Below are 26,928 nucleotides of genomic sequence, written 5' to 3'. Positions count from 1 at the left end.
TTATTTATCACTAAACATCATTTTTTGTGATGCCGGTTAACTCTTTAAACTGGAACATTGTACTAATGGAGTCATCTTTATCAATAGCAAAGACCGCTCTACCAATCGCTTTACGTTCTTCTATAATGGTACGTTCAGAATCTACAATATGTTTGCTACCTTTTTCGGTAAATGCTGCGATCTGAATCGGTTCACGACAATAGAATGCTGCAAATAGCTTCGAACCGTTCGTGCGAACACGTTTACCTTCTTTGAATTCAAACGTTTGAACGCCTTTACCGCCACGTGCCTGAATCGGATAATCAAGTAACAATGTACGTTTACCGTGACCAGTATCAGAAACGACAAGTATCTCACCCTCATCATTATCCACCCAAAGTCCCGATACAACCTCATCATCAGCCTTTAAGCTAATACCTTTAACTCCACCAGCAGTACGTCCCATGGCGTTCACTTCGCTTTCAGAGAAACGAATAGACATCCCTTGTGCAGTTACTAGTATCAACTCTAAAGTACCATCACTTAAAGTTACCGTTACAATTTCATCACCATCAGCTACTTTACATGCCGAAATTGCTGTCGAACGAGTCGTTGCATATTCCTTCAGCTCTGATCGTTTGACTTGACCACGCTTTGTAACGAATACGAGACTCTTCTCGATGTTCAAATCTCTAATTGGAATAACGGTGACAATACTATCATCTTTCGCAAGTGGAATGATGTTAACGATTGCTGTCCCAGTATCCTTCCATTTGAACTCTGGAATTTGATGAACAGGCAATAAGAAATATTGTCCTTTTTTCGTAAATAAGAGCAAGTTATCTAACGTGTTCACTTGCAAGAATTCACGAATCACATCGCCTTCCTTCACGCCGGAACTTTCAAGTTCAGCACCTGATCGCGTGTACGAAAGCATATTTGTCCGCTTCACATAGCCTTCGTTACTTAAAGTAACAAGTACATCTTCCGAGTTAACAAGTACTTCAAGGTTTACTTTCAACTCTTCAACTTCACTCTGAATATCGGAACGACGCGGAATTTCATAAGTTGTCTTGATCTCAAGAAGTTCCTGCTCGATAACAGAAATTAATTTCTTAGGATTATCAAGAATTGAACGCAAATACTTGATCTTTTTCATCGTCTCTGCGTGTTCTTTTTCTAAAGAATTAATTTCAAGATTCGTTAAACGATATAATTGTAATGTAAGAATAGCATCGGCTTGTCGTTCACTGAATCCATATTTCGCCATCAAATTATCACTAGCGTCTGCACGATTTTTCGAAGCTTTGATCGTTTCGATAATTTCGTCAAGAAGATTAAGAGCTTTCACTAGTCCTTCTAGAACATGAGCACGATCTTCAGCCTTTTCAAGATCATATTTGGTACGTAAAGTAACAATTTCTTTCTGATGCTCGATATACGCAGAAATCATCGAAATAATTCCTAGTTGTTGCGGAGCTTTGTTTACAATAGCGACCATATTAAAGTTATATGTTACTTGTAAATCTGTTTTTTTGAACAAATATGCAAGAATGCCTACAGCATCTGTTTCTTTTTTCAACTCTACGACAATTCGCAATCCATTACGACCGCTCTCATCACGAACTTCAGCAATTCCATCTACTTTTTTCTCAAGTCGTATATTTTCCATCGCCGTCACGAGACGAGACTTCACAACCTGATAGGGAATTTCAGTAATAACGATTTGCTGTTTGCCACCACGAAGTGTCTCGATTTCTGTTCTGGATCGCAAGTAAATACGTCCCTTACCTTTTTCGTAAGCGTCACGTATCCCTTCTTCCCCCATAATTATGCCACCTGTAGGGAAATCTGGACCTTTGACAATCTGCATAATCTCAGAAAGTTCAATCGATGGATTATTCATATAAGCAATACTAGCATCAATAATCTCACCTAGATGATGTGGAGGTATTTCTGTTGCAAAACCAGCAGATATTCCACTCGCACCATTAGCTAACAAATTCGGATAACGTGATGGTAATACGACAGGCTCTTTCGTTGTATTATCAAAGTTATCTTTGAACAATACTGTACGTTTCTCTATATCGCGCAATAATTCCATAGCGATTTTCGATAAACGTGCTTCCGTATAACGCATCGCTGCAGCAGGATCATCATCTTGTGATCCCCAGTTTCCATGACCATCGACAAGTGGATATCCCATCTTCCAAGGTTGCGCCATTCTCACCATACCATCGTAAATAGATGAATCACCATGAGGATGATAATTACCCATAACATCACCGACTGTTTTCGCTGATTTACGATATGGTTTATCAGGACTATTACCTGAATCATACATGGCATATAGTATTCGACGTTGTACAGGCTTTAAGCCGTCACGCACATCGGGTATAGCACGATCTTGAATGATATATTTGGAATAGCGCCCGAAGCGGTCTCCAACCACTTCTTCTAGAAACGCCGGTAAAAATTGTTCTAAAGTACTCATAACCCTCGCTCCTTAAACTTTTCATCAATATCACTAACTTGAGGAAGTGTGAGCCTACTCATCATATTCTGTGAAATCTACATTTTCGATGATCCAGCGTTTACGAGGATCTACTTTATCTCCCATAAGTGTAGATACACGACGTTCTGCCTTAGCAGCATCTTCGATTTGAACTTGAAGTAGCGTACGTGTCTCAGGATCCATTGTTGTCTCCCAAAGCTGATCAGGATTCATCTCACCAAGACCTTTGTAACGTTGTAATTCGTAGCCTTTACCCATTTCTTTCGCATAATTTTGCAACTCTTCGTCAGTCCAAGCATAACGAACCGTGTTAAGCTTACCTGATTTTCGAGTTACTTTATATAAGGGTGGTTGAGCGATATAGACACGCCCAGTATCTATTAATGGTTTCATATAACGATAGAAGAATGTAAGTAACAATACTTGAATATGAGCTCCATCGGTATCCGCATCAGTCATAATAATTACTTTGCTATAATTACTTTCTTCTGCTTCAAATTCAGAACCTACACCTGCACCGATTGCAGAAATAATCGCACGATACTCTTCATTTTTCAATATATCGGCAAGTTTTGATTTCTCGGGATTCATCGGCTTACCTTTAAGCGGTAAAATCGCTTGATGTTTCGAATCACGCCCTTGCTTAGCTGATCCACCTGCAGAGTCACCTTCTACTATAAACAACTCATTACGACTAGAATCTTTTGACTGGGCAGGAGTAAGCTTACCTCCTAGATTGGAACTTTCACTACGTTTCTTACCCGTGCGTATCTCTTCACGAGCTTTACGCGCAGCTTCACGTGCCCTAGCAGCTTGTACAGCCTTCTTCAAAAGAGATTGTCCAACTTGTGGATTCTCCTCAAGAAAAACGTTCATACGTTCTGTTACAATCGCATCAACCGTACCACGTGCGGACGAACTTCCGAGTTGATCCTTCGTTTGACCAACAAATTCAACTTCAGACATTTTTGTATTAATGACTGTCATCATGCCTTCACGTAAATCATTGCCATCAAGGTTTTTATCCTTCTCTTTAAGAATACCTACCTTACGTGCGTAATCATTCATAACACGCGTATATGCAGCCTTAAAACCCGTCTCATGTGTACCGCCGCCACGAGTTGGGATAGAGTTAACGAAGGACACAATGGTTTCCGTATATCCATCATTGTATTGAAGTGCAATTTCAACTTCAATATCTTCTTTCTCACCAGCAAAATGCACAACATCATGTAAGACGGTTTTACCTTCATTCAGGAATTCGACAAATTGCTTTGCGCCACCCTCGTAATGGAAAATATCCATCGTACCTGTACGGTCATCTTTAATCGTTACTTTCAAACCCGAGTTAAGAAAGGCAATTTCTTGTAGTCGTTCTGATAAAGTATCGTAATTGAAATGAATGCCATTTGCGAATACTTTAATATCAGGTTTGAACGTCACTTTTGTTCCCGTACGATTCGTATTTCCAGTCACTTCAAGCGTTGTAACTGGCTCCCCGACATGCTCTTTGCCTTTTTTATCTATCCAATATTCAAAACGTTGCTTATGAATTTTCCCATCACGGAAAATCTCTACTTCTAACCACTCTGACAGTGCATTCGTAACTGATGCACCTACGCCATGCAAACCACCAGACTTCTTGTATCCGCCGCCGCCAAACTTGCCACCTGCGTGCAAAATTGTAAATACGACTTGTGGCGTTGGAATTCCTGATTTGTGCATTCCTGTTGGAATTCCTCGACCATTATCATGAATGGTAATAGAACCATTTTTATGTAATGTCACTTCTATCGCTGAACAATGCTTAGCTAAATGCTCATCTACAGCATTATCAATGATTTCCCATACTAAATGGTGAAGTCCTGAGTTGCCAGTACTACCAATATACATACCTGGACGTTTTCTTACTGCTGTTAATCCTTCAAGGATTTGAATATCATCAGCACCATAATCTTCGCTCTTTGAAGCTGTATTAAAAAGATCGATTTGCTCTGTCATGATCTTCCCCCAATCAACTACCTGTCTTTGTCTTTTATCCATACAGTTTAATTAAAACTAACATTGTCTTATTATGAAGTTAAAAATGCGAGCTTTCCAAGTTCGCTTCATATTCGATGTCGATTAATTTTCCTGCATCACTTCGTTATCAAAGTCTGCTTTTTGAACAACCACTTACAATAAAAGTTCAAATAGCAGGCTTTCAGAACCGAGAAGATGAAGTGTTACTTGAGGAAGGAGGACACTCCAATGTACGTTATTGGTACATGAGTACCGGACTTTCCAAGTTCGCTTCATATTCGATGTCGATTAATCTTCCTGCATCATTTCGTTATCAAAGTCTGCTTTTTGAACAACCACTTATAATAAAAGTTCAAATAGCAGGCTTTCAGAACCGAGAAGATGAAGTGTTACTTGAGGAAGGAGGACACTCCAATGTACGTTATTGGTACATGAGTACCGGACTTTCCAAGTTCGCTTCATATTCGATGTCGATTAATCTTCCTGCATCATTTCGTTATCAAAGTCTGCTTTTTGAACAACCACTTATAATAAAAGTTCAAATAGCAGGCTTTCAGAACCGAGAAGATGAAGTGTTACTTGAGGAAGGAGGACACTCCAATGTACGTTATTGGTACATGAGTACCGGACTTTCCAAGTTCGCTTCATATTCGATGTCGATTAATTTTCCTGCATCACTTCGTTATCAAAGTCTGCTTTTTGAACAACCTCGTAAAGCAAACATATTAACATCATACTCGCAATAGAGCCAATTAGGCAAACAGTAATCCCAATTTTTGTGAAACGAATAAAGCATTTTATCATAATTTACCGTTTTATTGATACGAACATACATTCTACACGACAATTAAGAAGATAGCAAATAACTTAGAAAAATTCATAGGAGGACAACGGCGATTGGAACATTAATATGTTCTCGCAGAATCACTTTCGCCCTCTAAGTAGAAAAAAGAGCAACAATATGCTATAGATAAAAAGCTTTAACCTATCCCTGATCCGATCACGGAAAGCCAAAGCTTTAATAGACATTCTATCCAATTAATAGTTCATTAAGCATTAACACTCTTCATTGATTCCAATATAATAGCTTTCGTAGCTTCATAAACATCATTAAATTGATCTAGTGGTAGTGGATTTACACCTAATCCTAATTCTATCGTAAATCCAGGTCTGCGCCAATCTTGAATAAACCAATCTTTATATCCAGCTGTACTATTAACCGTTCGAACAGCTGTGTATCCACTAGCCTGTGCCATTCGATTCGCAATTAATTCTGATTCTGGCGGCTCTAGCCCCTGGAATCCCCAATAAATTTCTTGCCCTTGTGTATGCAATGCTAACACTTGATTGAAATTTCTCTCTTTCGTCAGATTAGCAAGTGCAATAACTTCGGGTTCAGTTAAAGGAGCAGTACCTGAATAATCTCGCGGTGCTGGCTCTTGAGGACCTTGAACAGCATCAACTTCCCATAAAGCAGGAAACTGTTTATTAAGATCAACACCATTAATATTTGCTTTCCACCCTTGAAAATTAGTACTTTCATCGTTGATATAATAAACATTCGAACGATAAGGCTCTTGCTCGGGTAATCCATTCAATACAAGATTAACCCCATCAGGATTAACCATAGGTACAAAAGAGAAAGTATTTGTCTTATAGCTTGGATATACACTTTGTCCATTCAATGTTCCACTATTCGTCAATGTAAGCAAGTAATCATTAATAAATGTCATCAATGAAGCTGCGGTAATCCATTCATTGGCATGCATCGCAGCATTATAATGTAACTCCGAAGGACCCGTTCCTAAACGTAATTCTAATATGTCTTTACCCATCACAGATTTTCCGATCGAATTCACTGTTAACATCGGATATACTTCCATTAATCTCATCGCATCTTGATATAAATGCTCATATGTGTAATTTTTATTAGCATTGATAACTCTGCCAACTATTCGACGAGGTAATCTTATTTTAGATCCGATGTGTAATTGATCAGCATCTAAATTTGGATTGCTTTGCAACAAAAGATTAACCGTAATATTGTTCCGCTTAGCAATTTGCCAAATTGTGTCGCCAGCTACAATTTCATATTCATACCATTCGTAGCCTGGAATTAAGACAACTTCCCCAATTTGTAATTCATCGCCAAGACCCGGATTTGCGTCGATAATTAGTCCAATCGGGATTTCGAACATTACACTATAGTTCCATAGTGTATCACCTTGTCGAACTGATATTTCCATCCGTCATCCATTCCTTTCCAAGTGCTCTTCTTCTAGCATATGACAGCTGCCTAGAAATCGTGAATGTGATCAACATGAAAACATATAAGGTGATTAAGCATAGTCTACCATAGTTTAATTTGAGATATCTTATCAGTCGAGTATGATCATATATTGACAGTACGACGAAGTAATCTAATCATTGATATTCATGAATTTGGATCACTTATGTCGAGAGTTGGTATGTAACGCAAGGTTCTCCAGCAACTCTGGGGTAATAATGATATCAAGCTGCTTTAGAGCCATTAAGACCGCACCAGCTACTGGCGAAAATGCTGGTGAAACTAGACGGTACTTTTTATTGTTACCTTCTATCATTCTTGAACTCAGTTGCTGTTGAAAATATTCGCTGTTAACAACACTTCCTATTAATGAAACTTTAACTTCCGATTCCAAAAAATAAGACGCGAGTATTTTCACACCAACGGTAATTTTATGTATAGCACGATTACAGACTGTCTGCGCCAAAGGACTAAGCTTCATAGCATTTTCAGTAACAATTGGGGCTAATTCTGAAAACCGTCGATCCCGCTCTCTTTGGTCCGTGATGAAACCTTTCAATGCAAGTAGTGATAATTGTTCCACTGAAGTCACACCCCAGAACTGTAACATGGATTGTACCAATTGTTGATCTTGTTCCTGTACATTTCCAGCTAATAATTCATATATTGCATCATATCCCAAAAATCGTGCTGCGCTGGCAGCATATTGATGTAGATCATAGTTCCTAATCTGCTTACCTTCCTCTGTTACAGAAAAAATAATAGAACCTGTACCAGAAATAACGATAATTCCTGGTTCTGAAAGCAGCGCTCCACTATGCGCTACTACTGCGTCATTGACATGCAACTTTGCACATTTAAGCTCTGGAAGATCAGTGAGCCGTTCTACCCAATTCAAATCAGCTTTGGAATCATAACCTGCGATACCCGCAACAAGAGTTACCACTTCACTTATATCTTTTCCCGATTCATGCAATGCCTGTTTAAGTGCCTGATATACATTTTCTCTAGCCTGCAAATCCTTATAAATAGAAGAGGAACCTCTTTCAACATAAGAAAGAATCATTCCCTTAGTATCCGCTACCATGACTCGGGAATGAGTGCCCCCACCGTCTATACCAACCACGACACGATTATTAAAGTCATTCATTGTTTAACTCCTTTCAGCAAGAAAATGCCATAAGCGAGGGAAGAGACTATCCTTGAGCATCATTAAAACTTCTCTTATTATACAACTTTACCAAACTATCTCATATCCTTCTACATATAGAAAATAACTTTTTATTTCAACAAAAATACTCCAATGGTTAGATCGTTATCTAACCATTGGAGTGCGGTTGACTTAATATTAAGGTTAATCGTCAGTACACATGTATTACTAATAAAAGGAGATATCTTTATTTGTATTTACTCCAGTTGGTATCACTATTGTTTAACAAATAGTCAAAATCATTTTCAAGTCGCTTTTGTTCCAATCGCTGTTGTTCCGCTTTCGCTTCAGCTTCCTTGTTCTTACGATCTTGGTCCGCTTGTACAAGTGCGTCACTTTGTGCTTTTAGTTTTTCAAGCACATCCCCACTTAGTAAATCCTTTAAGCTTGATCCACTTGTTGCGTTAGATTCACTGTTATTACTCGTATATTCCTTTTGCTTGGTTACCTTCTTCTGTTTTTTACCCATGTTCTCACCTACTTTGTAACTTGGTAGTTCAACTTGGCCAAACGTGATCACGACCATTATGCTGACGTAGCATTTCAACTGCGAAGCTCCCATTCATCGGAGCCTGTGCTACTCGTGTACCAATTACGTACACTCCGTTACTTATTTTCTAACTTCACGTCAACGTCATCTTCTTGGTGCTGACAAGGGAGCAATATGAACTTTATTAGGTTTTGATGAATAATGAATTGGCAGCTCTCGTTGCATAACTTCTTGCTTCGTCCGTATTAATCCCACTAGAAAGGGCTACAGCCATTCTACGACCGACTTTTGTCTCTGGCTTGCCGAAAATACGAACGGTTGTGTTTGGCACAGATAAAGCCTCATCAATTCCACCTATAATAAATTGTTTTGATTCCGTTGTTGCTTTCAATGTATGCGTTGCACCTGGAGTCAATTGACGAATAGTAGGTATAGGATAGCCTAGAATTGCTCGAACATGCAAGGCAAACTGAGAAAAATCTTGTGTAGCCATCGTCACCATACCCGTATCATGTGGGCGAGGCGATACTTCACTGAATAACACGCCATCCTTCGTTAGAAATAGCTCTACTCCATAGATCCCATATCCACCAAGTTCATCTGTAATTGTCTGTGCAATTTGTTGCGCCTCGAGAATTTGAGAATCAGACATCGCATGTGGCTGCCATGATTCGATATAATCGCCATCACGCTGAATATGGCCAATTGGATTACAGAAGCTTGTTCCTGATGCAGAACGAACCGTTAATAATGTAATTTCTGATTCAAATTGAACAAATCCTTCAACAATAATACGTTGTTTCTGCGTTCTTCCGCCTTCCATTGCATACTTCCAGCATTTTTCTATATCCGCTTCAGAATGACATACACTTTGTCCTTTTCCTGAAGAACTCATTAACGGTTTAATGACACATGGAAAACCAAGTACTTTCGTAGCTTCACGTAATTGTTCTAATGATTCTGCAAATTGGTAGGGTGCTGTAGGTAATGCTAGTGTTTCTGCAGCTAATCTACGAATGCCTTCGCGATCCATTGTAAGTTGTGTGGCACGAGCGGTTGGAATAACTCGATGCCCTTCAGACTCCAATTGTACTAGCATATCTGTAGCTATTGCTTCGATTTCAGGAACAATATAATCAGGCTTTTCAGCTTCAATTATTTGGCGCAATGCTTCTCCATCTTGCATATTGATTACATATGAACGATGTGCTACTTGCATTGCTGGAGCATGTTCATAGCGATCTACGGCAATTGTCTCTACACCTAGACGCTGTGCTTCCATAATTACTTCTTTACCTAACTCTCCAGAACCTAATAATAGCAATTTACGAGCTTGATCTGAATATGGTGCTCCATACATAACAAAGAACCTCCTGGAATAAGATGACTAACATCACGATTATCAATATTCGTGAATAGACATTGTTTTATTCCATTATTGAGGTTCTTCGCAGAAAAATCAACTATAAATACTTAAATATTGTATGAAACGCTACTAATGTCCGCCTTTTGAACTTTTTACTCTAATTTTGGTTAGAACAAAGGGCTTTTTTGAACTTCTTCTACAAATAACGATATTGTGCTTGAATGAGGCCATAATATACGCCTTTTTCATTCATTAATCGTTGATGATTACCTTGTTCTACGATTTGACCATGATCTAGGACGATAATTTCATCAGCATTCCGAATGGTTGAAAGTCTGTGAGCGATCATGAACGATGTTCTGCCTTTCAGCAATACTTTCAATGCGTCCTGAATTTTTAACTCCGTATCTGTATCAATACTCGCCGTAGCTTCATCTAGAATAAGAATTTTTGGATCAGACAGTAACGCTCTTGCGAATGATAATAATTGTCTTTGTCCCATAGATAACATATTGCCACGCTCTTCTACTTGCGTGTCATAGCCATCTGGCAAAGTCATAATGAAATCATGGGCGTTAACAGCTTGAGCAACTTTTACGATTTGATCGTGAGTTGCATCTAATTTACCATAACGGATATTATCTTTAATCGTACCTGAGAATATGAACGTGTCTTGCATAACAAGACCTACCTGTGTCCGCAAACTCTCAAATGTAATATCTCGAATATCGGTATTATCGATCATAACTCTTCCTTCCACTGGATCATAGAAGCGACATAACAAGTTAATAATCGTACTCTTACCCGAACCTGTATGACCGACCAAAGCAATCGATTGACCCGCTTTCACATCAATCGAAATATTCTTCAGCGCAGGTCTACCTGGTTCATATTCAAAGACGATATTATCAAACTTCACATTACCAACAATATGCGGTAAGTTTCGTGCTTCTGTCTTCTGCGCAACATTTGGCTCTTCATCAATAAATTCGAATATACGCTCAGATGAAGCCATCGCAATTAATAATTGTGAATACATCTGCCCAAGACGATTGATCGGCTCCCAGAAGTTACTCATATAACTTGAGTAAGCAACCAACAACCCTACTGAGAAAACTCCGATCTGAATGAGATGAGTACCGTACCAGAAAAGAATACACGTACCGATCGCTGAAGTAACCTCGATAATTGGACCGAACGCCTGATTCATTGCTGATGCTTTATTCCAAGATTTTAAGTTAGATGCATTCATATCTTTGAAAAATTTGATATTATTCTCTTCTTGTACATATGCTTGTGTCACTTTCATCCCTTGAATACTTTCATTCAAGTGTGAATTAATGCGTGAGTTTTTCATACGCACTTCCTGCCAAGCAAAACGAATTCGTTTTCGTAATGAAGTAGAAACAAGAAACATTAGCGGTACAGTGATCATAACTGCCAAGCCAAGTTTAAAGTTAATTACTAGCAAAATAACGACTATACCTACCAATTGAATAATATCCATCAATAGATTGACTACACCATTGGTAAACAAATCCTGCAGAGCATTGACATCATTCGTCACACGTACAAGGACTGAACCCGCTGGTCTTTTATCGAAAAAGCGGAATGATAACTTTTGAATATGAGTGAATATATGTGTACGAAGATCATAAAGTACCTTCTGACCAATGACATTCGTATTGCGAATCCGATACTGGGTGGCAAACAACTGAATGAGATACATTGCAATCATAATTGCTCCTAGTAGCCAAAGATCACTAATTTTCCCTGAACCTTGATCCGGATTAATAACATGGTCAATTCCATAATAGATAAGTAGTGGCACACCTAGTCTTGTTAATGTGCCAATAACCATCATTATAATAACTGGAATTAGTTCACGCTTATAAGGCTTCATGTAAGTAAATAATCGACTAAGTTGTTCCCAGTTAAAACTTTTCTCAATTGCATCATCATCGGTATAGATAAAACGATCATTTTTAATCGTTTCTTCTGCTGCTGCTTTTTTCGCCACTTGTAAGACCTCCTCTACACTTTCTCACTAACCGCAGAGGCTGTGTGTTGCTCTGGCGAATCAGCATATTGAATTCGGTATGTGTCTCGGTAAGGACCATCTTGCGTTAATAGTGATTGATGATTACCACGTTGTACAATATGACCTTCGTCTAACACAATGATCTCATCTGCAAATCTTAATGATGAAATACGATGTGCAATAATAAATGTCGTTCTGCCAGCCATTAGATCTTTAAAGCCAGCTTGGATTTCGTGTTCTGTTTCCATATCCACTGCACTTGTTGCATCGTCAAGAATTAATATTTTAGGATTTTTAATAAATGCACGCGCAATTGCTAGACGTTGTTTCTGACCACCAGATAATCCCATGCCTCGTTCACCTACGACAGTATCATATCCTAGTGGCAATTCCATAATAAAATCATGAGCTTTTGCAAGCTTAGCGGCATGTTCAACATCTTCTTGCGACACACCAGCAATACCATAAGAAATATTATCTCTTATTGAAGATGAGAATAAGAATGTTTCTTGGAATACAGGTGCAATAATAGTACGCAGTGATGCAACATCTAGTTCACGAATATCTTGACCATCAACTGTAATCGAACCTTGCTTAACGTCATAAGCTCGCATAAGTAATTGAATGATCGTAGATTTCCCTGCACCTGTTGCTCCTAGGAAACCAATGACTGAGCCAGCAGGAGCATATAAGTCGATATCCGTCACAGCTGATTTCTTATCAGGGTAGTTAAATGTTACATGATTGAACTTCACTTCACCCATGACATCTCTAGCATTAAGTACTTTCGCATTCGCTTTATTCTTCACTTGAATAGGCTCTGCTAACAGATTTAACACGCGTTCACTGGAAGCCTTGAATTGTGTATAGTTATTGATATGGAACCCTAGTCCCCACATTGGTCCAATAATAAACCAGATCAAATTAAAAGATGCAACAAACTGTCCAAGCGTCAAAGAACCATTCATAACCATCGTACCACCCGCTACTAACAAAATAATAACACATAGGTTAGCTACGAGTTCCATCGTTGGGAAGTACTGTGCCCATTTGGTTGAGGCATTAATTTGATTTGTTTGAAAAGCAACACTACGCTCGGAAAACTTATCTACTTCGAAGCCTTCTCTAGCATATGACTTAACGGTACGAACCCCTGTAATATTTTCTTGTACAGCGGTCGTCAGATTACTCATCGCTTTACGCATCTCTCTAAATATTGGATGAATACGACTTTCAAACCGAAAAGCAAGATATAGCAATAAAGGAAGCGGTAGCAACGTAATTAATGTTAGTTTCCAGTTGAAAACCATCATCATTGTTCCACCTAGAATTGCCATTAAAAATACATTCAATAATTGAGCAAACCCAAAGCCAATAAAGTTACGTATAGCTTCAAGATCAGCAGTTAAACGTGACATCAAATCTCCCGTTTTTGCCTTATCATAATATTGATAAGATAACGCATTCAATTTCTCGTACAATGCATTTCTCATTCTTGTAGCAACCCGATTACCTAGTCTACCACCACACAAACCATGTAAAAATTGATTGGTTGCCTTAAATGTTACAACTGCTACGACTAATAGCGCGATCGGTACGACGAGTTCGAAATTACTTTTCAAAATAACATCGTCGATCAAATACTTCATAAGGTAAGGCTGAACAAGACCAATTCCAGTAGCAAGAATGAGGAAAAATAATGATCCCACAATAAATTTCTTCTCCGGAGAATAGAAGGCTTTCAGCTGCCTCAGTATTTCCAAGACGGTCAACTCCCCACATTTGTTTAATATGAAAGAATCTTATCAACTCCTGCAAAGAACAGCAAACTGCAATTTGTAGCGTTTCCAACTATGTGAACTCTTAAAGTGGCAAATGAGTGAACATAGTTTAACTTTACTCTTAAATAATGGCACATAGTAGCTAATATGTCAGTATTGCTCCATTTTTGTATATTTTCACACTCATATATGCAAAAAAGCCCATTTCTTTCTGACTTAGAAAGAAATGGGCTTTAACTTTGTTAATGATTCATTACTATTGACATTAAGAAATAACAACGATTTCATTAACTGCTTTAGATATTTCTTGCAGCTGTAGCACATACGCTTCATCTGACAATAATTTACGCTGTTGCGATGTAAATTGAGCAACACTTGCAAGTAATTTATCAGCTTGGGATTTAGCCAATTCTTTCCATTGCCCATCGTAATGATGTAGCCACTCTGCACTAACTGTTTTCATCCATGTCTCCATCGTTGGGAACAACATACTATCTAATTCTTTACGAAGTACACCTTTACCTTCGCCTTCAAAAAATGTTTTCGGTGATTTGAATTGACTCCACAGCCATTTAGATTTCATATCATCAAAAGTCCACGATGATTGTCCAGCAGGCTGAACGATATAATCAACTTGGAAGTTTGCCATTTGATAACCATTCAACCGTTGCACTGCTTGTTGCCCTAACTGAGCATAAGGCTCAGACAATTGCTGCTTGAGCTTCTTCTCAACACGTAACGTTGTTGCTAACAACTCCTGCTCCAATTCTAGGGCAAGTGTTCGTTGCAATTCTAACCATGAAGTCCAAACTGCTTGTTGCAACTGTCCCACATCATCACGTAACTGTGATGGGTTGAAGGCATAATTATAGAAGTCACCAAAGCGGAAACGAATACGCTGAATAATGTAATACATCAACTCTTCGATTTCTTGAACTAATGCTTGCGGAATCGCTGAATGTGCGAAACGTTGAATGTGTTCTCCTATTTCATGTTCTGACAATGAGATCGCTTGAAGTGTCGCAGCTTTGTCAGCTTGAGCATGTTGAGCTCCAGTTAGAAGACCAGAAACTAATTGTTGGCTACGCAGTAATTCTTGCTTAGCAGCATCCATCGTTAATGAACCTAACTCTTCATGGATAAATTGGAAAAATAATTGTTCGAATGCAGAAATACCTGATTGCTGCATTAACGTCTCATCTTTACTCTGTCTTGCTTCTAATGCTTGAATACTAGATATCGGGAACAATCTAGGATGCATAATGCCATGTCCATTCAAATTATTTTCGACATGATCAAGGACACCTTGAAGCTCATCACTATCTGAGGCAAGATCTGCTGCATTGACGATAAAGAACATTTTATCGAGTTCAAACTGATCCTTCACACGTCCCAGTTGATTCAAAAATTGTTTATCGGCATGTGAAAATGCATGATTATAGTACGTCACGAAAATAATCGCATCTGTATTTTTAATATAATTGAATGCTACACCAGTATGCCGTGCATTTACGGAATCAGCTCCAGGAGTGTCCACCAGTATGATTCCTGCTGCAGTCAATGGGCAATCATAATAGAACTTAATTTCTTGTACATAGCAAGATAGCTGTTCTTCTGCAACATACTTCACATACAGATCTCGATCAACTTTACGTTCTTTGCCTAACCATTGCTCTTGCGTGAACCATCCTTGTCTTGCAGCTTTAATGAAGCTGTAATGAGCTCTACCCCCATTGTGAATACTATCAGGCGTAATACTATCAATCAGCTTAAAGAGATGCTCTACCTCATCTCTAGCTTTCTTAGAAATGGTATGACCTAACAATGACAAGGAGTAATAAATATCATCTAACATCAACTCTTTAGATTTCATATAAATGAGTGCAGTGTTATGTTCAAAACCTACTTTTGGAGGCAATAAACTGTTAATTGCAGCTGTCGTTGGATTCGGGCTAACTGGTAATACAGCTTCTCCAATGAGTGCGTTAGCTAATGATGATTTGCCAGCGCTGAATGCACCAAATAAAGAGATCGTAAACTCGTTATGGGTTAGTCGTTCACTCTTCACTAACAAATCATGTGCATTTCCATCGAGGCCTTCTACAGAATTGATAAGCTTCGCTACTGCTTTAAGCTGATCACTTATATTAATTTGTAAAGATTGTTGTTGCTCTACAGAAAATGAGCTAATCTTGTAGTCATCTTGAGCAGTAAACATCTCACTTAAGTCTACGTGTTCTCTCTGCTCAACAAAGGTAAGAAGTTCTTGATCATGTTCTGGTTGTGTTTCTTCTAGTTGTAGTTGTAATGGATCAGGAAGGTTAGGTGATTCAATAGGTGGTTCTAAACTTGACAATAATTTTTCTTGATAAGACGCAATTTCGGTTTCAAGTAAACGATATTGCTCTACTGCATATGCTTTTTCGTTCCACTGTTTCAATTGCTCTTGTAATTCAATAATTTGAGTCTTATTGCTATTTTTGAAAGATTCCCATAAATGATCAACGATATCTAATGCTACTTGACGATAACTAAGCTTAATTGCACTAGACAAATCTTTACTATATGTCATGGTGTATTCATTACCAAATACTGCACCATGGTTTACTTTAGATATTAGCAATTGGTCCGATGGACTGTTCTGATCGACTTTTAAGAGCAATTGCTCTAATAATTGATCATCAAATGCGATGCTCTTACCTGCATTGCGAAGTAATACTTTAAGATGCCATTCAATCGCGGCATTAGTAAGCTTCTGCAGTTCTTCAAGAAATTGTGTCTGGCGGCGTTCTTGCTCTTGGGCTGTCTTACCCTTTGCAAATAACAAACCTTGACGAAATCCTGGTTTACGACTTTCAAGAAACTGATGAGCCAAATCTCGCAGTTCAGCAGGTGTAATGTTCGCATTGTCTAATAACGCTTCAATCTCTTTACGAAGTTCGATTGGAAACCGTTCTATCAGCATGTGTAACTCTGAGATTTGTTCGTCAAGCGCCTTCAATTGCGTTTCCACATGAATAAGTTGATCTTCGCCTCCAATAGCCTGTAACAGCTCGTGACGCTTCTCTGAGGAATGTTCCTCTATAACTTGTCCATGTTCCTTCGCTAACTGAAAAATCGATGACCAGACACTGAAAGTACTTAGATGCGATTGTTGTTTAGTCAATTCATCAATCAAGCGTTGCAGTAGTTTCCATTGATGATGTGGATGATTTGGTTCACGCAGTGATAAGTACAATATTCCTGCTGGTTGCAAATGCCATGCATGAAAAGCTTCTATGACACTTTGTTCATAATTTTCAAAACTTAATTCTTGCTCACGATGCTTATCGATTTGATTAACAATGAAGTATAAAGGCTTATTCCATTCCTTCAATTCTTTTGCGAAGGAAAAGTTGATCTCAGACTGAACATGATTGTAATCCATGACATAGAAAACTACATCAGCCATATGTAAGGCTGACTCTGTAGCTAATTTGTGTGCGGCATCTGTAGAATCGATACCAGGTGTGTCAAGTAGAACGAGTCCATTCTTTAAGAGCGGACTAGGATACTGAATGTTAACCGAAATAAACTTTTCACCATCTGTACAATATTGTTCTAACTGCTCAATCGCTACTTCATCATAACGAGTTATACCATTACTCCACACTTCTACTTCTGCCCTACTCTGCTCACCATAAGAAATCGTTACGACATTCGCACTAGTGGGAATTGGACTAGATGGTAGCAATTTGGCACCACATAATGTATTAACTAATGTTGATTTGCCTGCAGAAAAGTGTCCACATAAAGCAATAGTAAGCTGACCTTCAGTCAGCTTACTATTCAACTCTAATGCTTTGTGAGCATGTATATGATCGTTATGTGAAGTCATCTCACTTGAGATATATTGAATCTTCTCTAGTAAAGTGGCCATCGACATATCAATGTCTCTCCTTATTCAACAACTTCATCTTCGATAATTTCTTCTTCATCTTCTTCATCAGAAGGTAAGCAAATTTCGAATACATTACCGTGTTGAAGAATCATAATATCGCGAGCTTTTTCTCTCATTACTACAACTTCTGGTTTTACACGCATACGTTCAATGTATTGGGTAGGTACATGTCCAGAACCACTTACTGTAATGCCCTCAACCAAAATATCTTCATTGTCTTGAGGAGGTGATTCAAGAACTTGTTCATAGATATCAGAAAATTGTTCAAAACTATTTGTGTATACAGAAATGCATTTCATTTGTTAATCATCCTCATTACGTTAGTTTAGTTTTTAACTTAGCTTTAGTTTTTTCCGTGACTTTCATACGTTTCTTTCCTTCTTTGCACAACTCAATCAGTGGACAGACTGCACATTGCGGATTTTGCGCTTTGCAATGATAGCGACCAAAAAAGATTAGACGGTGATGTGTAAGGGTCCATTCCTCTCTCGGTACTAGTTTCATCAGTTTATGTTCTACTTCTAATACGTTATCGTCTTGTTTGGCAAAACCTAAACGCTTGGAGACACGATCAACATGAGTATCTACTGCAATGGCAGGAACACCAAACGCATTAGACATTACCACATTAGCCGTCTTTCGTCCAACCCCAGGTAATTCAACTAAGCCTTCATGTGTGTTTGGAACATCGCCATCATACTTATCAATGACAATACGACACAATTTTTGTATATTAGAAGCTTTACTGCGAAACAAACCAATTCTCCGGATATCTCCTTCAAGTTCTTCAAGAGGCACAGCCAAATAATCTGCTGGAGATTTATACTTTTGGAATAAATTAACCGTCACCTTATTCACTGTTTCATCTGTACATTGAGCTGAAAGCAGTACAGCAATCGTTAATTCAAATGGATTGCTGTGAATAAGTTCACAATGAGCATCAGGAAACATATCAGCTAATATGTCTAATACATGTCTCATTTTTTGCTTTCCATTCATTCGTTTGCCTCCACTTCATAACCATCGTTCAAAGTGTAGCGAAAAAATCTACACTGTGCAAGTCACAAATCACTATATTATAAAAAAAACTGCCCTAAAAGGGCAGTTTTCACAAAATGTTCCGTATAATGACTCATTTAAGGAATAGTTATAGTTGAAATTTGGCTTCCGGCAAACTTAACTGATAATGTTTTTCCAATTACAAGATCATTGATCGAAGCTGGAGTTCCATCTGCTTTCACACATTTCACTTCATCGAAAAGAACAAAATAAATATTTCCTTTACTATCTTTAAATTTAATCTCTTTCGTTAAATTTGTAATAGATTGGATAGTTAATTGATGTGTCTCATACAAATCGAAAGAAGTAACTCGTACATCAGATGAAGATAAGCTAAATGTTAATTTCGTTCCTGCCTTCATGTTCAAGAAAGTAGTCGATGTATCCGTTAGACTATCAATAGATGCACCTGTATAATCCATTTTCACGATTGAACCATCCGGTAGACTGAACGTTACGATTTTGTCAGTCTCATTCAATAGCACTAGCTCACCTTCATATTTGGAAACCAAATCGTAGTAGATAACAACCTTCTTACCATTTTGTTCAGCATATCGCAGGACAATATTTTGCCAACCATCTAAAATGCTAGTTATCGTCTTATAGTCTACTATTACGCCATCTATCATGAACCGAGTTGCATCCGTGAGAAATAATGCTTCAGCATTATTACCTTCAGAATTCATTACTGTAATCAATTTATTCGATTCATCAAGATTAATAATATTAGGAGCATACATTGTTTTCATATTACGATCAGATACAACAATACTGATAACTTCATCCTTATCATTCATCGTTACCGTCACTTGATCAACTTCTTTGATCAGATCAGACATTGTAGCGTTATTAATAAATGGTATGGAAACCGAAACTTTCGGTGCAAGGAACTTACTTACAAGTCCTTTACCTGTATTTACCGTAATCGATTTTGAATTTGAATTATCAAAAGTACCACTTACAGTAGAAGACACTTTCTCTGCATCATTCAATGTTATCGAGATAGGAACAGAATTTTCACGGAAAGTATCTCGTAAAATAGTAATGCTGTCGTTTTGTTTAATTGTTGATGCAGGGATATTTTCACCTTTAGCATTTAATATCTTCACGTTATCATTGTAAGGGATTGCAACGGGCTTATTGTCAATATATACATAGATCGTTTTCTCGGCAGTATTCACAATACCTACAGTTAATTTAAGACTCTCCACAAATGTTTCTTTGCCTTGTGCTTCAATGAACTTTGCAACTCCACCGGATACGAATACAGCTACTTTACCATATTGCGTAAGTTTACTTCTATCTATAGCGAAATCATTATCCGTCTCGTAATATCCTGTTGTAGCATCTGTTGCGTACGTTGTCTCTTTATTATTTTCATAGATCGTAATAGACTTGTCTGTTATTGCTGTTACAATTCCATAATGCTGACCTTCCACTTCAATTGGGAAATCCTTTTGCGCACGACTTAGTATTGTAGCAAAACTTGCACGATTAATAGGGGATGTCGGACCAAATGTTGTTGATGTCAGTCCTTTAATTAGACCTAATTCAACTGCAGCATTTACATAACCCAAATATTTTTTATCTATTTTGTTATTATCGGTAAATGTAGTAGCACTATTAGCAAGCTGTGACGCTTTTTCTTCTGCACCCAGAGCTTTTATAATTAATTTTGTGACCCACTCTCGACTCGCTGCTTTAGACCCCCACTTGTTGGTAGTATCTGCTCCTGCAAGCTCATATTCAAGATCACGATCGAGTATACCTTTTTCGAAAGCTAGTGCTATGTATGGCTTATAATCGTCCTTCACAACAAAACGTTCATCAAAAATGATCATATCTGTCGTATTAAGTTCATTCGTTAAGCCCGCAAAACGAATCGCCATAATAACGGCTTCTTCTTGAGAAATTGTATTATTATGTTGGAATGTGAATTCACCTGTTTTTTTGTCTTGATAACCTTTAACGATTTGTTGCAAAGATAAGCGATAAATATGTTTCTCAGCATATAGACCCGCTGGAATATCTACAAAAGGTGTAATTCCAGTTGTTGCTGCTTGTACTACAGATGCATTAGACGTTAAAACTGGAACAGCGCTACCAGTAATTAGAGTAAAGGCAATTGCGCCGCTCATAATTTTTTTCCACGAAAAGTGTTTTGGCATAATGTATTCCCACCTTATTTATCATATTAAATTACGTATACTTTAAAACTCACTTTCAAATGACACATACTGTATTCGGTATAATAGAAACGTTATAAGAGGATATGAATATATTCATATCCTCCTTCAATGTAAATCACGAGCCACGATTATGGCTTGAAGTTGACTAACCTAAAAATAACCAAATAGTACGCGTAAAAATATTACAGTCTATCTCAAAACCTACTAATCTATCATAACATTATTGGATGGTAAATTTAAATAGTTAAAGAAATCGTTTCATTACCGATAAATACTACTATTTCAAATTAAGATATTCCTTCACACCAGCAGCAACTTCCACAGCTAATTTTTTTTGAATTGCTTCATTAAAGATTACTTTAGCATCATTGTCATTACTCATAAAACCAACTTCCAATAAAATTGCAGGCATAGTGGTATCCTTAATTACTCTGAAGCCAGCTGTTTTCACACCACGGTCGTTCAAGCCTACGGCGGCAAGCACACGTGGATGAATGATTTCCGCTAACTTCTTACTATTAGCTCGGCTGTAATAAGTTTCAGTACCATTAGGAGAACTTGTTGTAAAACCATTTGCATGAACGGATATAAATATGTCTGCCTTTTTATTAAGACCAGGTATTTTTTCAGCAAATGCAACACGTTCATTTAATTCCAAAAATGTATCATCAGATCTAGTAAGATGAACGACTATTTTCGAGTTTTTTTCAAGCTCTGCCTTAATTTTCAATACTGCGCTTAGATTAAAGGTTTTCTCAAAAAGCCCCAATTTACTATTAACGAATCCTGGATCCTGCTTACCATGACCAGCATCTAGTACAATATGATATACATCTTTCCCAGGATCAGTTACTGGTGGAGTTGTTGGCGTTGGTGTTGGCGTTGGTGTTGGTGAAGGAGTTGGAGTCTCTGTACCAACCGTATCACCAATTAATATTTTCACTTCCGTATCTGTTTTCACAATTTCGTACTTTGAAACTTCATTAAAAAGAACAACGAATCTAGCTTTTAATGGATTATTACTAAAAATAGAGTATCGATATCCTGTAAGATTCTGAAAACCATCTAACGTTACTTCTGTCTGCCCTTTAATAAAACTATTAGCTAAGTCATATGTAAAACTTGTATCTGGTAGATCAATGACAAGCCTGTTCGGTGAAGTTAACAACATTGTTGTTGGCTCATTCATTGAACCTGTATAGTTAATGTGAATTGTAGAATCCGCATCTACTGTAACTCCAGTAACCGTACCTGTTTGCACAGCTGGAACCGTTGGTTCAGTTATTTCAGGCACTTTCACAGGACTGGTCAAATAAATTTCTTTCTCAGCTTGCTTCCACTGTAGTTTAAATCCTAAAATTTCTGTTACAAATCGCAATGGTACCATTGTACGTCCTTTAACTACAATTGGAGCCAAAGCTAATTCATAGCTTTCATTGTTAACCAATCCAATTTTCTGTCCTATCGTTAGTACGATATTAATGTCATCATCAGTTACAGTAACTTGTTCTAACGCTTGATCCCATTTCACACCATACCCGAGACCAGTGGATAATACAGCTAGTGGCACTAGTGTTGTACCTTGAATTATAACTGGATCCACATCACTTTTTAGATTGTTTCCATCAACAAAAATTTTCGGAACAACTGCTGCTGATACATTCCCAACTAATCCAAACACTAAGAAAAAACACATAACAACAATAAAACTACTAATATTCTTTTTCATTTCCCACCCCGATGATAATTTCTTCACTCTCACATGTTGTCAACCTATCACCAATTTAGACGCATTTTGTCCAAAAAAGTTGCGCAAGGTAAAAAATATTAAAGTATAAACTTTCTATTATCTATTAAATATCTTTAAGCTTGCAAAATATATGTATAGCAAGTAGAAACAAAAACACCGATTAGCAATAATTTGCCAATCGGTGCCCTCAAATCGTATATTAAACGATGCCTTGTGCGCGTTTTTCTTCATATGCAGTAATTGCGTCTGCATGTTGAAGCGTTAAACCGATATCATCCAGACCTTGAAGTAAAAATTGACGACGATGTTCATCAATATCAATTGTAATTTCAAGACCATAGTTATCAGTCAATTTCTTGTTTTCTAGATCAACACTTAATTGGTAGCCATCATACTTAGCTGTGCGTTGGAACAAATCTTCCACTTGCTCTTCGCTAAGTTTAATAGGTAGAATACCATTTTTGAAACAGTTATTAAAGAAGATATCCGCATAAGAAGGCGCGATTACTACTTTATAACCGTAATCAAGAATTGCCCAAGGAGCATGCTCACGAGAAGATCCACAACCGAAGTTAGCACGAGAAATAAGTACAGATGCACCTTCATAACGTGGTTTGTTCGGTTCGAATTCAGGATTTACATTTCCTTCTTCGTCAAAACGCCATTCGTAGAATAAGAATTGACCAAAACCACTACGCTCAATACGTTTCAAAAATTGTTTAGGAATGATTGCATCTGTATCAACGTTGACACGGTCAACGGGAGCTACGATACCTGTATGTTGAATAAATTTATCCATGATGGTTACCCCTTTCTTATCTCCAATTAGTTAGCTACTGGTTGTTTAACTTCCCAGTTACGAACATCTGTGAAGCGACCTTCGATAGCTGCCGCAGCTGCCATTGCAGGTGACACTAGATGTGTTCTACCACCACGACCTTGACGACCCTCAAAGTTACGGTTTGAAGTTGAAGCACAACGTTGACCTGGTTTCAATACGTCTGGGTTCATTGCTAGACACATAGAGCAACCAGCTTCACGCCATTCAAATCCAGCTTCTGTAAAGATTTTATCAAGACCTTCTTCTTCTGCTTGAATCTTAACGCGACCTGAACCTGGAACAACGATAGCTGTAACTCTTTCAGATACTTTGTAACCGCGAGCGATTTCAGCAGCAGCACGTAAGTCTTCGATACGACCATTTGTACAAGAACCGATAAATACATAATCGATTTCAATTTCAGTCATTGGTGTACCTGGTTTCAAGTCCATATATTCAAGTGCTGCTTCAGCAGCTTTACGTTCATTTTCAGTAGCCATTTCAGCAGGATTAGGAACATTAGCTTCAATGTTAGTACCCATACCTGGGCTAGTACCCCAAGTAACTTGCGGAATTAGAGAATCAACATCGAATTCAACAATAGTATCAAATTCAGCGCCTTCGTCAGTTACAAGATCTTTCCAAATTTCTACTGCTGCATCGTAATCCGCAGGAACATGTTGACGACCACGTAAGTAGTTGAAAGTAGTTTCATCTGGAGCGATCATACCTGCACGAGCACCAGCTTCAATGGACATATTACATACAGTCATACGTTCTTCCATAGTTAAGCTACTAATAGCTTCACCAGTGTACTCAACAACATAACCTGTAGCAAAGTCAGTACCATATTGTGCAATAACGCCTAGTATTAAATCTTTAGCAGTTACGCCTGGTTTACGTTTACCATTGAAACGAATTTCCATTGTTTTTGCTTTAGATTGTTGCAAACATTGTGTTGCCATAACATGCTCAACTTCAGAAGTACCGATACCGAATGCAAGAGCTCCGAAAGCACCGTGAGTAGAAGTATGAGAGTCACCACAAACAATCGTTTTACCAGGAGCAGTAAGTCCTAGTTCAGGACCCATAACGTGAACAACACCTTGGTCAATTGTATCAAGATCATACAAAGTAACACCAAAATCTTTACAGTTTTGAGTTAGTGTATCGATTTGTTGTTTAGAAATTGGATCTTTAATGTTGAAACGATCTTGTGTTGGAACGTTGTGGTCCATTGTAGCAAACGTGCGCTCAGGACGACGAACTTTACGACCAGACATACGAAGACCTTCAAAAGCTTGTGGAGAAGTTACTTCATGAACAAGATGTAGGTCAATATAAATTACACTTGGTTTGCCTTCTTCTTGATGAATGACGTGATTTTCCCAAATTTTCTCGAACATTGTTTTTTTCGCCATTAAACTCACCTCTATCGATTCTGTAGCATTGCCGTGCAACGCATTTTTTTATTAAATTAATCATAACATGTCTTTTTTCATTATTCTAAGATATAATATCTATAGCCTTTATAGTTAAAACCTATAGAAGTGAATATCTTTATTGATTTTGATAATCCTTCTCAATTAGATTCGCACCGAGAACTGTTCGTTGTTGCAATCGATTTCGCTCCGCGAACTAATAGCTGCCGTATCAGAGACCGCTCCGAGAACTGATTGCTGTTCCAATCGCCGTTGTCCTCGGATTTATTGTAATTGTAATAGCGGTATAAATCCGAGGACAAAAACGACCGCTACGCTTTTCCACTAGCAATTAGTTCTCTCCGCTAGGTATTTACACTCGCGATTAGGTCTCTCCGCTCTTTTGGGAAAGGGATACACAGAAAAAGAATTTGTTTAATTCGAATCGTGGGTAGTTTATGAGCAAAACAGAGTAACTTTTTGCTTCAATTTGCACAGTCTTAACAATGTAAGTTGATGCTTTTATGTATAAATTTGGGTAGATATTTTTCGCAAACAAAAACAAATATGTACTAAATAGATCATGATTGAACGTTTTTTTACTATGTTCATACAAAACAACTAAAAAGGTAGGTAAAACTATGGAATTAAGACAATTAAGCTACGTAATACAAATCGCTAAGGATAAGAACTTTTCTCGAGCTGCCGAGAAGCTTCATATTGCACAGCCCTCTTTAAGCCAACAATTATCAAAGCTTGAACAAGAATTGAATGTGATGTTATTTCGTAGAACGACTAATTCTGTTGAACCAACAGAGGCTGGACAAGTATTCGTCGATAAAGCTCAAGATATAATTGATGCCGTTGAACAGCTCCGCCAAGAGATGGATGATATGGCTCAAATGCGGAAAGGGAAACTTGTAGTTGGAACGTTGCCAATTACGGGAGCACATATTCTGCCACTTGTCCTTCCTCGCTTTGGAGCACAGTATCCGCAAATTGAAGTTGTGCTTGTCGAGGAGACGACTGCGAAGCTTGAGCAATTAACGGCTAGCGGAGGTACAGATCTAAGCTTACTAACGTTACCGCTAATTGATGCTACTTTATCTTGTGAACCTTATATGGAAGAAGAAATTTGTATCGCTGTACCAAAAAACCACAGATTAGCAGGTTGCACGGATCCTATAGATATACTTGAGTTGAGAGATGAACCCTTCATTGCATTGAAACGTGGACAAGGCTTTCGCCAAATTACTTTAGAGCTTTGTGAGGTAGCAGGTTTCACACCTCGCATTGTATTTGAAAGTACCAATATCGATACTGTGCAATCGCTTGTTGCCGGAGAAATGGGTATCGCTTTTGTTCCGAATATGTTGACTCGTAATTCACTTTCTGATTACACCCCTATTTATCTTAAGTTGAAATCACATCCAACTCGAACACTTGTAATCGCTAGTCGTAAAGGAAGATATTTATCGAAGGCAGCTCAAGCGTTTATCGCCACGTTGAAAGAAACGATTAATGAGCATTAATCTCCTAAATATTAACGTTAAGTGGAGGATTCAAAATGAAAAACCTTTTATTAGAATCACATTGTATATTTCCAACACCAGATATAATAAAAACTGCTGATTTTTATAAACAGCAAATGGGATTCAAAGCTGTTCAATATCTGGAAGCAAATGAACCTCATATTTGTTTGTATCGAGATACAACAGAAATTATATTAACAAAAACTAACGGACAAAAAGTAATTCCCAATAGGGAATTATATGGCTACGGATATGACGCTTACTTTATTACAAAGAATCAAGAAGAACTTCAAAACGAGTTCATCAACTCTAATGTTAAACTAATCCGTTCATTAGAAAATACTGATTACAATAATAAAGAATTTGTAGTTGAAGACATTGATGGAAGATGGATAGCATTTGGCATTAAAATAGGTTAATTGTAGTGAACCAACCTTAAAGGAATATATAATTACAGTTGAATAGAACCCAAAACAAAAACAGGGTTGCCCTAAAAAATTTAGGAGCAAACCCTATTTTTGAAATA

General features: G+C 37.8%; 18 protein-coding genes. 3 read left to right on the top strand and 15 right to left on the bottom strand.

All coding sequences use genetic code 11. The features are described 5' to 3' along the window. Nucleotides 1-10 precede the first annotated feature (10 nt). Together gyrA and parE are read right to left on the bottom strand one after the other, a co-directional pair. The gene (gyrA, locus tag NV377_RS25200) at nt 11-2,473 is read right to left on the bottom strand and encodes a DNA gyrase subunit A (RefSeq protein WP_258203596.1); all 2,463 of its coding nucleotides are present in this window, start codon (nt 2,471-2,473) and stop codon (nt 11-13) included. A 54-nt stretch (nt 2,474-2,527) separates the two neighbouring features. Continuing rightward, nucleotides 2,528-4,495 (bottom strand): DNA topoisomerase IV subunit B, encoded by a 1,968-nt coding sequence (gene parE / locus NV377_RS25195; RefSeq protein ID WP_258203595.1) that lies wholly within the window; start codon nt 4,493-4,495, stop codon nt 2,528-2,530. A 116-nt stretch (nt 4,496-4,611) separates the two neighbouring features. Between parE and NV377_RS25190 the strand changes: the two genes are divergently transcribed. Then, nucleotides 4,612-5,262 carry a hypothetical protein gene (locus NV377_RS25190; protein WP_258203594.1) on the top strand — a complete coding sequence of 217 codons (651 nt, stop codon included), beginning with the start codon at nt 4,612-4,614 and terminating at the stop codon, nt 5,260-5,262. 303 nt (nt 5,263-5,565) lie between these two features. Here the strand turns inward: NV377_RS25190 and NV377_RS25185 are convergent, their stop codons facing one another. The 13 genes from NV377_RS25185 to leuC all read right to left on the bottom strand — a co-directional run bounded on the left by NV377_RS25185 (nt 5,566) and on the right by leuC (nt 24,870). Then, nucleotides 5,566-6,762, bottom strand: a complete 1,197-nt coding sequence (locus tag NV377_RS25185) for a M14 family metallopeptidase (RefSeq protein WP_258203593.1) — start codon at nt 6,760-6,762, stop codon at nt 5,566-5,568. Between the two features lie 201 nt (nt 6,763-6,963). After that, nucleotides 6,964-7,953 carry a BadF/BadG/BcrA/BcrD ATPase family protein gene (locus NV377_RS25180; protein WP_258203592.1) on the bottom strand — a complete coding sequence of 330 codons (990 nt, stop codon included), beginning with the start codon at nt 7,951-7,953 and terminating at the stop codon, nt 6,964-6,966. Nucleotides 7,954-8,200: 247 nt separating this feature from the next. After that, nucleotides 8,201-8,560: a YqkE family protein gene (locus tag NV377_RS25175; protein ID WP_258203591.1), complete on the bottom strand. Its 360-nt coding sequence runs from the start codon at nt 8,558-8,560 to the stop codon at nt 8,201-8,203. Between the two features lie 127 nt (nt 8,561-8,687). Beyond that, nucleotides 8,688-9,863 (bottom strand): formate-dependent phosphoribosylglycinamide formyltransferase, encoded by a 1,176-nt coding sequence (gene purT, locus NV377_RS25170; protein ID WP_258203590.1) that lies wholly within the window; start codon nt 9,861-9,863, stop codon nt 8,688-8,690. A gap of 202 nt (nt 9,864-10,065) precedes the next feature. Continuing rightward, complete coding sequence (locus NV377_RS25165) at nt 10,066-11,889, bottom strand: ABC transporter ATP-binding protein (RefSeq protein WP_258203589.1); 1,824 nt, start codon at nt 11,887-11,889, stop codon at nt 10,066-10,068. Nucleotides 11,890-11,903: 14 nt separating this feature from the next. Further along, the gene (locus tag NV377_RS25160; RefSeq protein WP_258203588.1) at nt 11,904-13,673 is read right to left on the bottom strand and encodes an ABC transporter ATP-binding protein; all 1,770 of its coding nucleotides are present in this window, start codon (nt 13,671-13,673) and stop codon (nt 11,904-11,906) included. A gap of 283 nt (nt 13,674-13,956) precedes the next feature. Then, entirely contained in the window at nt 13,957-17,616 is a 3,660-nt protein-coding gene (locus NV377_RS25155; protein WP_258203587.1) for a dynamin family protein, read from the bottom strand. A gap of 14 nt (nt 17,617-17,630) precedes the next feature. Then, on the bottom strand, nt 17,631-17,930 hold the full coding sequence (locus NV377_RS25150; protein WP_258203586.1) for an NAD/NADP transhydrogenase alpha subunit: 300 nt from the start codon (nt 17,928-17,930) through the stop codon (nt 17,631-17,633). A gap of 16 nt (nt 17,931-17,946) precedes the next feature. Continuing rightward, nucleotides 17,947-18,630 (bottom strand): endonuclease III, encoded by a 684-nt coding sequence (gene nth, locus NV377_RS25145; RefSeq protein WP_258203585.1) that lies wholly within the window; start codon nt 18,628-18,630, stop codon nt 17,947-17,949. A gap of 137 nt (nt 18,631-18,767) precedes the next feature. Continuing rightward, a complete protein-coding gene (locus tag NV377_RS25140) occupies nt 18,768-20,858 on the bottom strand; it encodes an S-layer homology domain-containing protein (protein ID WP_258203584.1) in 2,091 nt (696 codons plus the stop codon). 298 nt (nt 20,859-21,156) lie between these two features. After that, on the bottom strand, nt 21,157-22,608 hold the full coding sequence (locus tag NV377_RS25135) for an N-acetylmuramoyl-L-alanine amidase (RefSeq protein ID WP_258203583.1): 1,452 nt from the start codon (nt 22,606-22,608) through the stop codon (nt 21,157-21,159). Between the two features lie 220 nt (nt 22,609-22,828). After that, nucleotides 22,829-23,428, bottom strand: a complete 600-nt coding sequence (leuD, locus tag NV377_RS25130) for a 3-isopropylmalate dehydratase small subunit (RefSeq protein ID WP_258203582.1) — start codon at nt 23,426-23,428, stop codon at nt 22,829-22,831. Between the two features lie 26 nt (nt 23,429-23,454). Beyond that, a complete protein-coding gene (gene leuC / locus NV377_RS25125; RefSeq protein ID WP_258203581.1) occupies nt 23,455-24,870 on the bottom strand; it encodes a 3-isopropylmalate dehydratase large subunit in 1,416 nt (471 codons plus the stop codon). Between the two features lie 641 nt (nt 24,871-25,511). On the opposite strand from leuC, the gene NV377_RS25120 reads away from it, so the two are divergent. After that, the gene (locus NV377_RS25120) at nt 25,512-26,402 is read left to right on the top strand and encodes a LysR family transcriptional regulator (protein WP_258203580.1); all 891 of its coding nucleotides are present in this window, start codon (nt 25,512-25,514) and stop codon (nt 26,400-26,402) included. Between the two features lie 35 nt (nt 26,403-26,437). Then, nucleotides 26,438-26,821, top strand: a complete 384-nt coding sequence (locus tag NV377_RS25115) for a VOC family protein (RefSeq protein WP_258203579.1) — start codon at nt 26,438-26,440, stop codon at nt 26,819-26,821. Nucleotides 26,822-26,928 lie beyond the last annotated feature (107 nt).

It is taken from the genome of Paenibacillus endoradicis (assembly GCF_024721975.1).
Note: the sequence above shows the minus strand (reverse complement) of the source record. Positions and strands in the feature narration are given on the sequence as shown.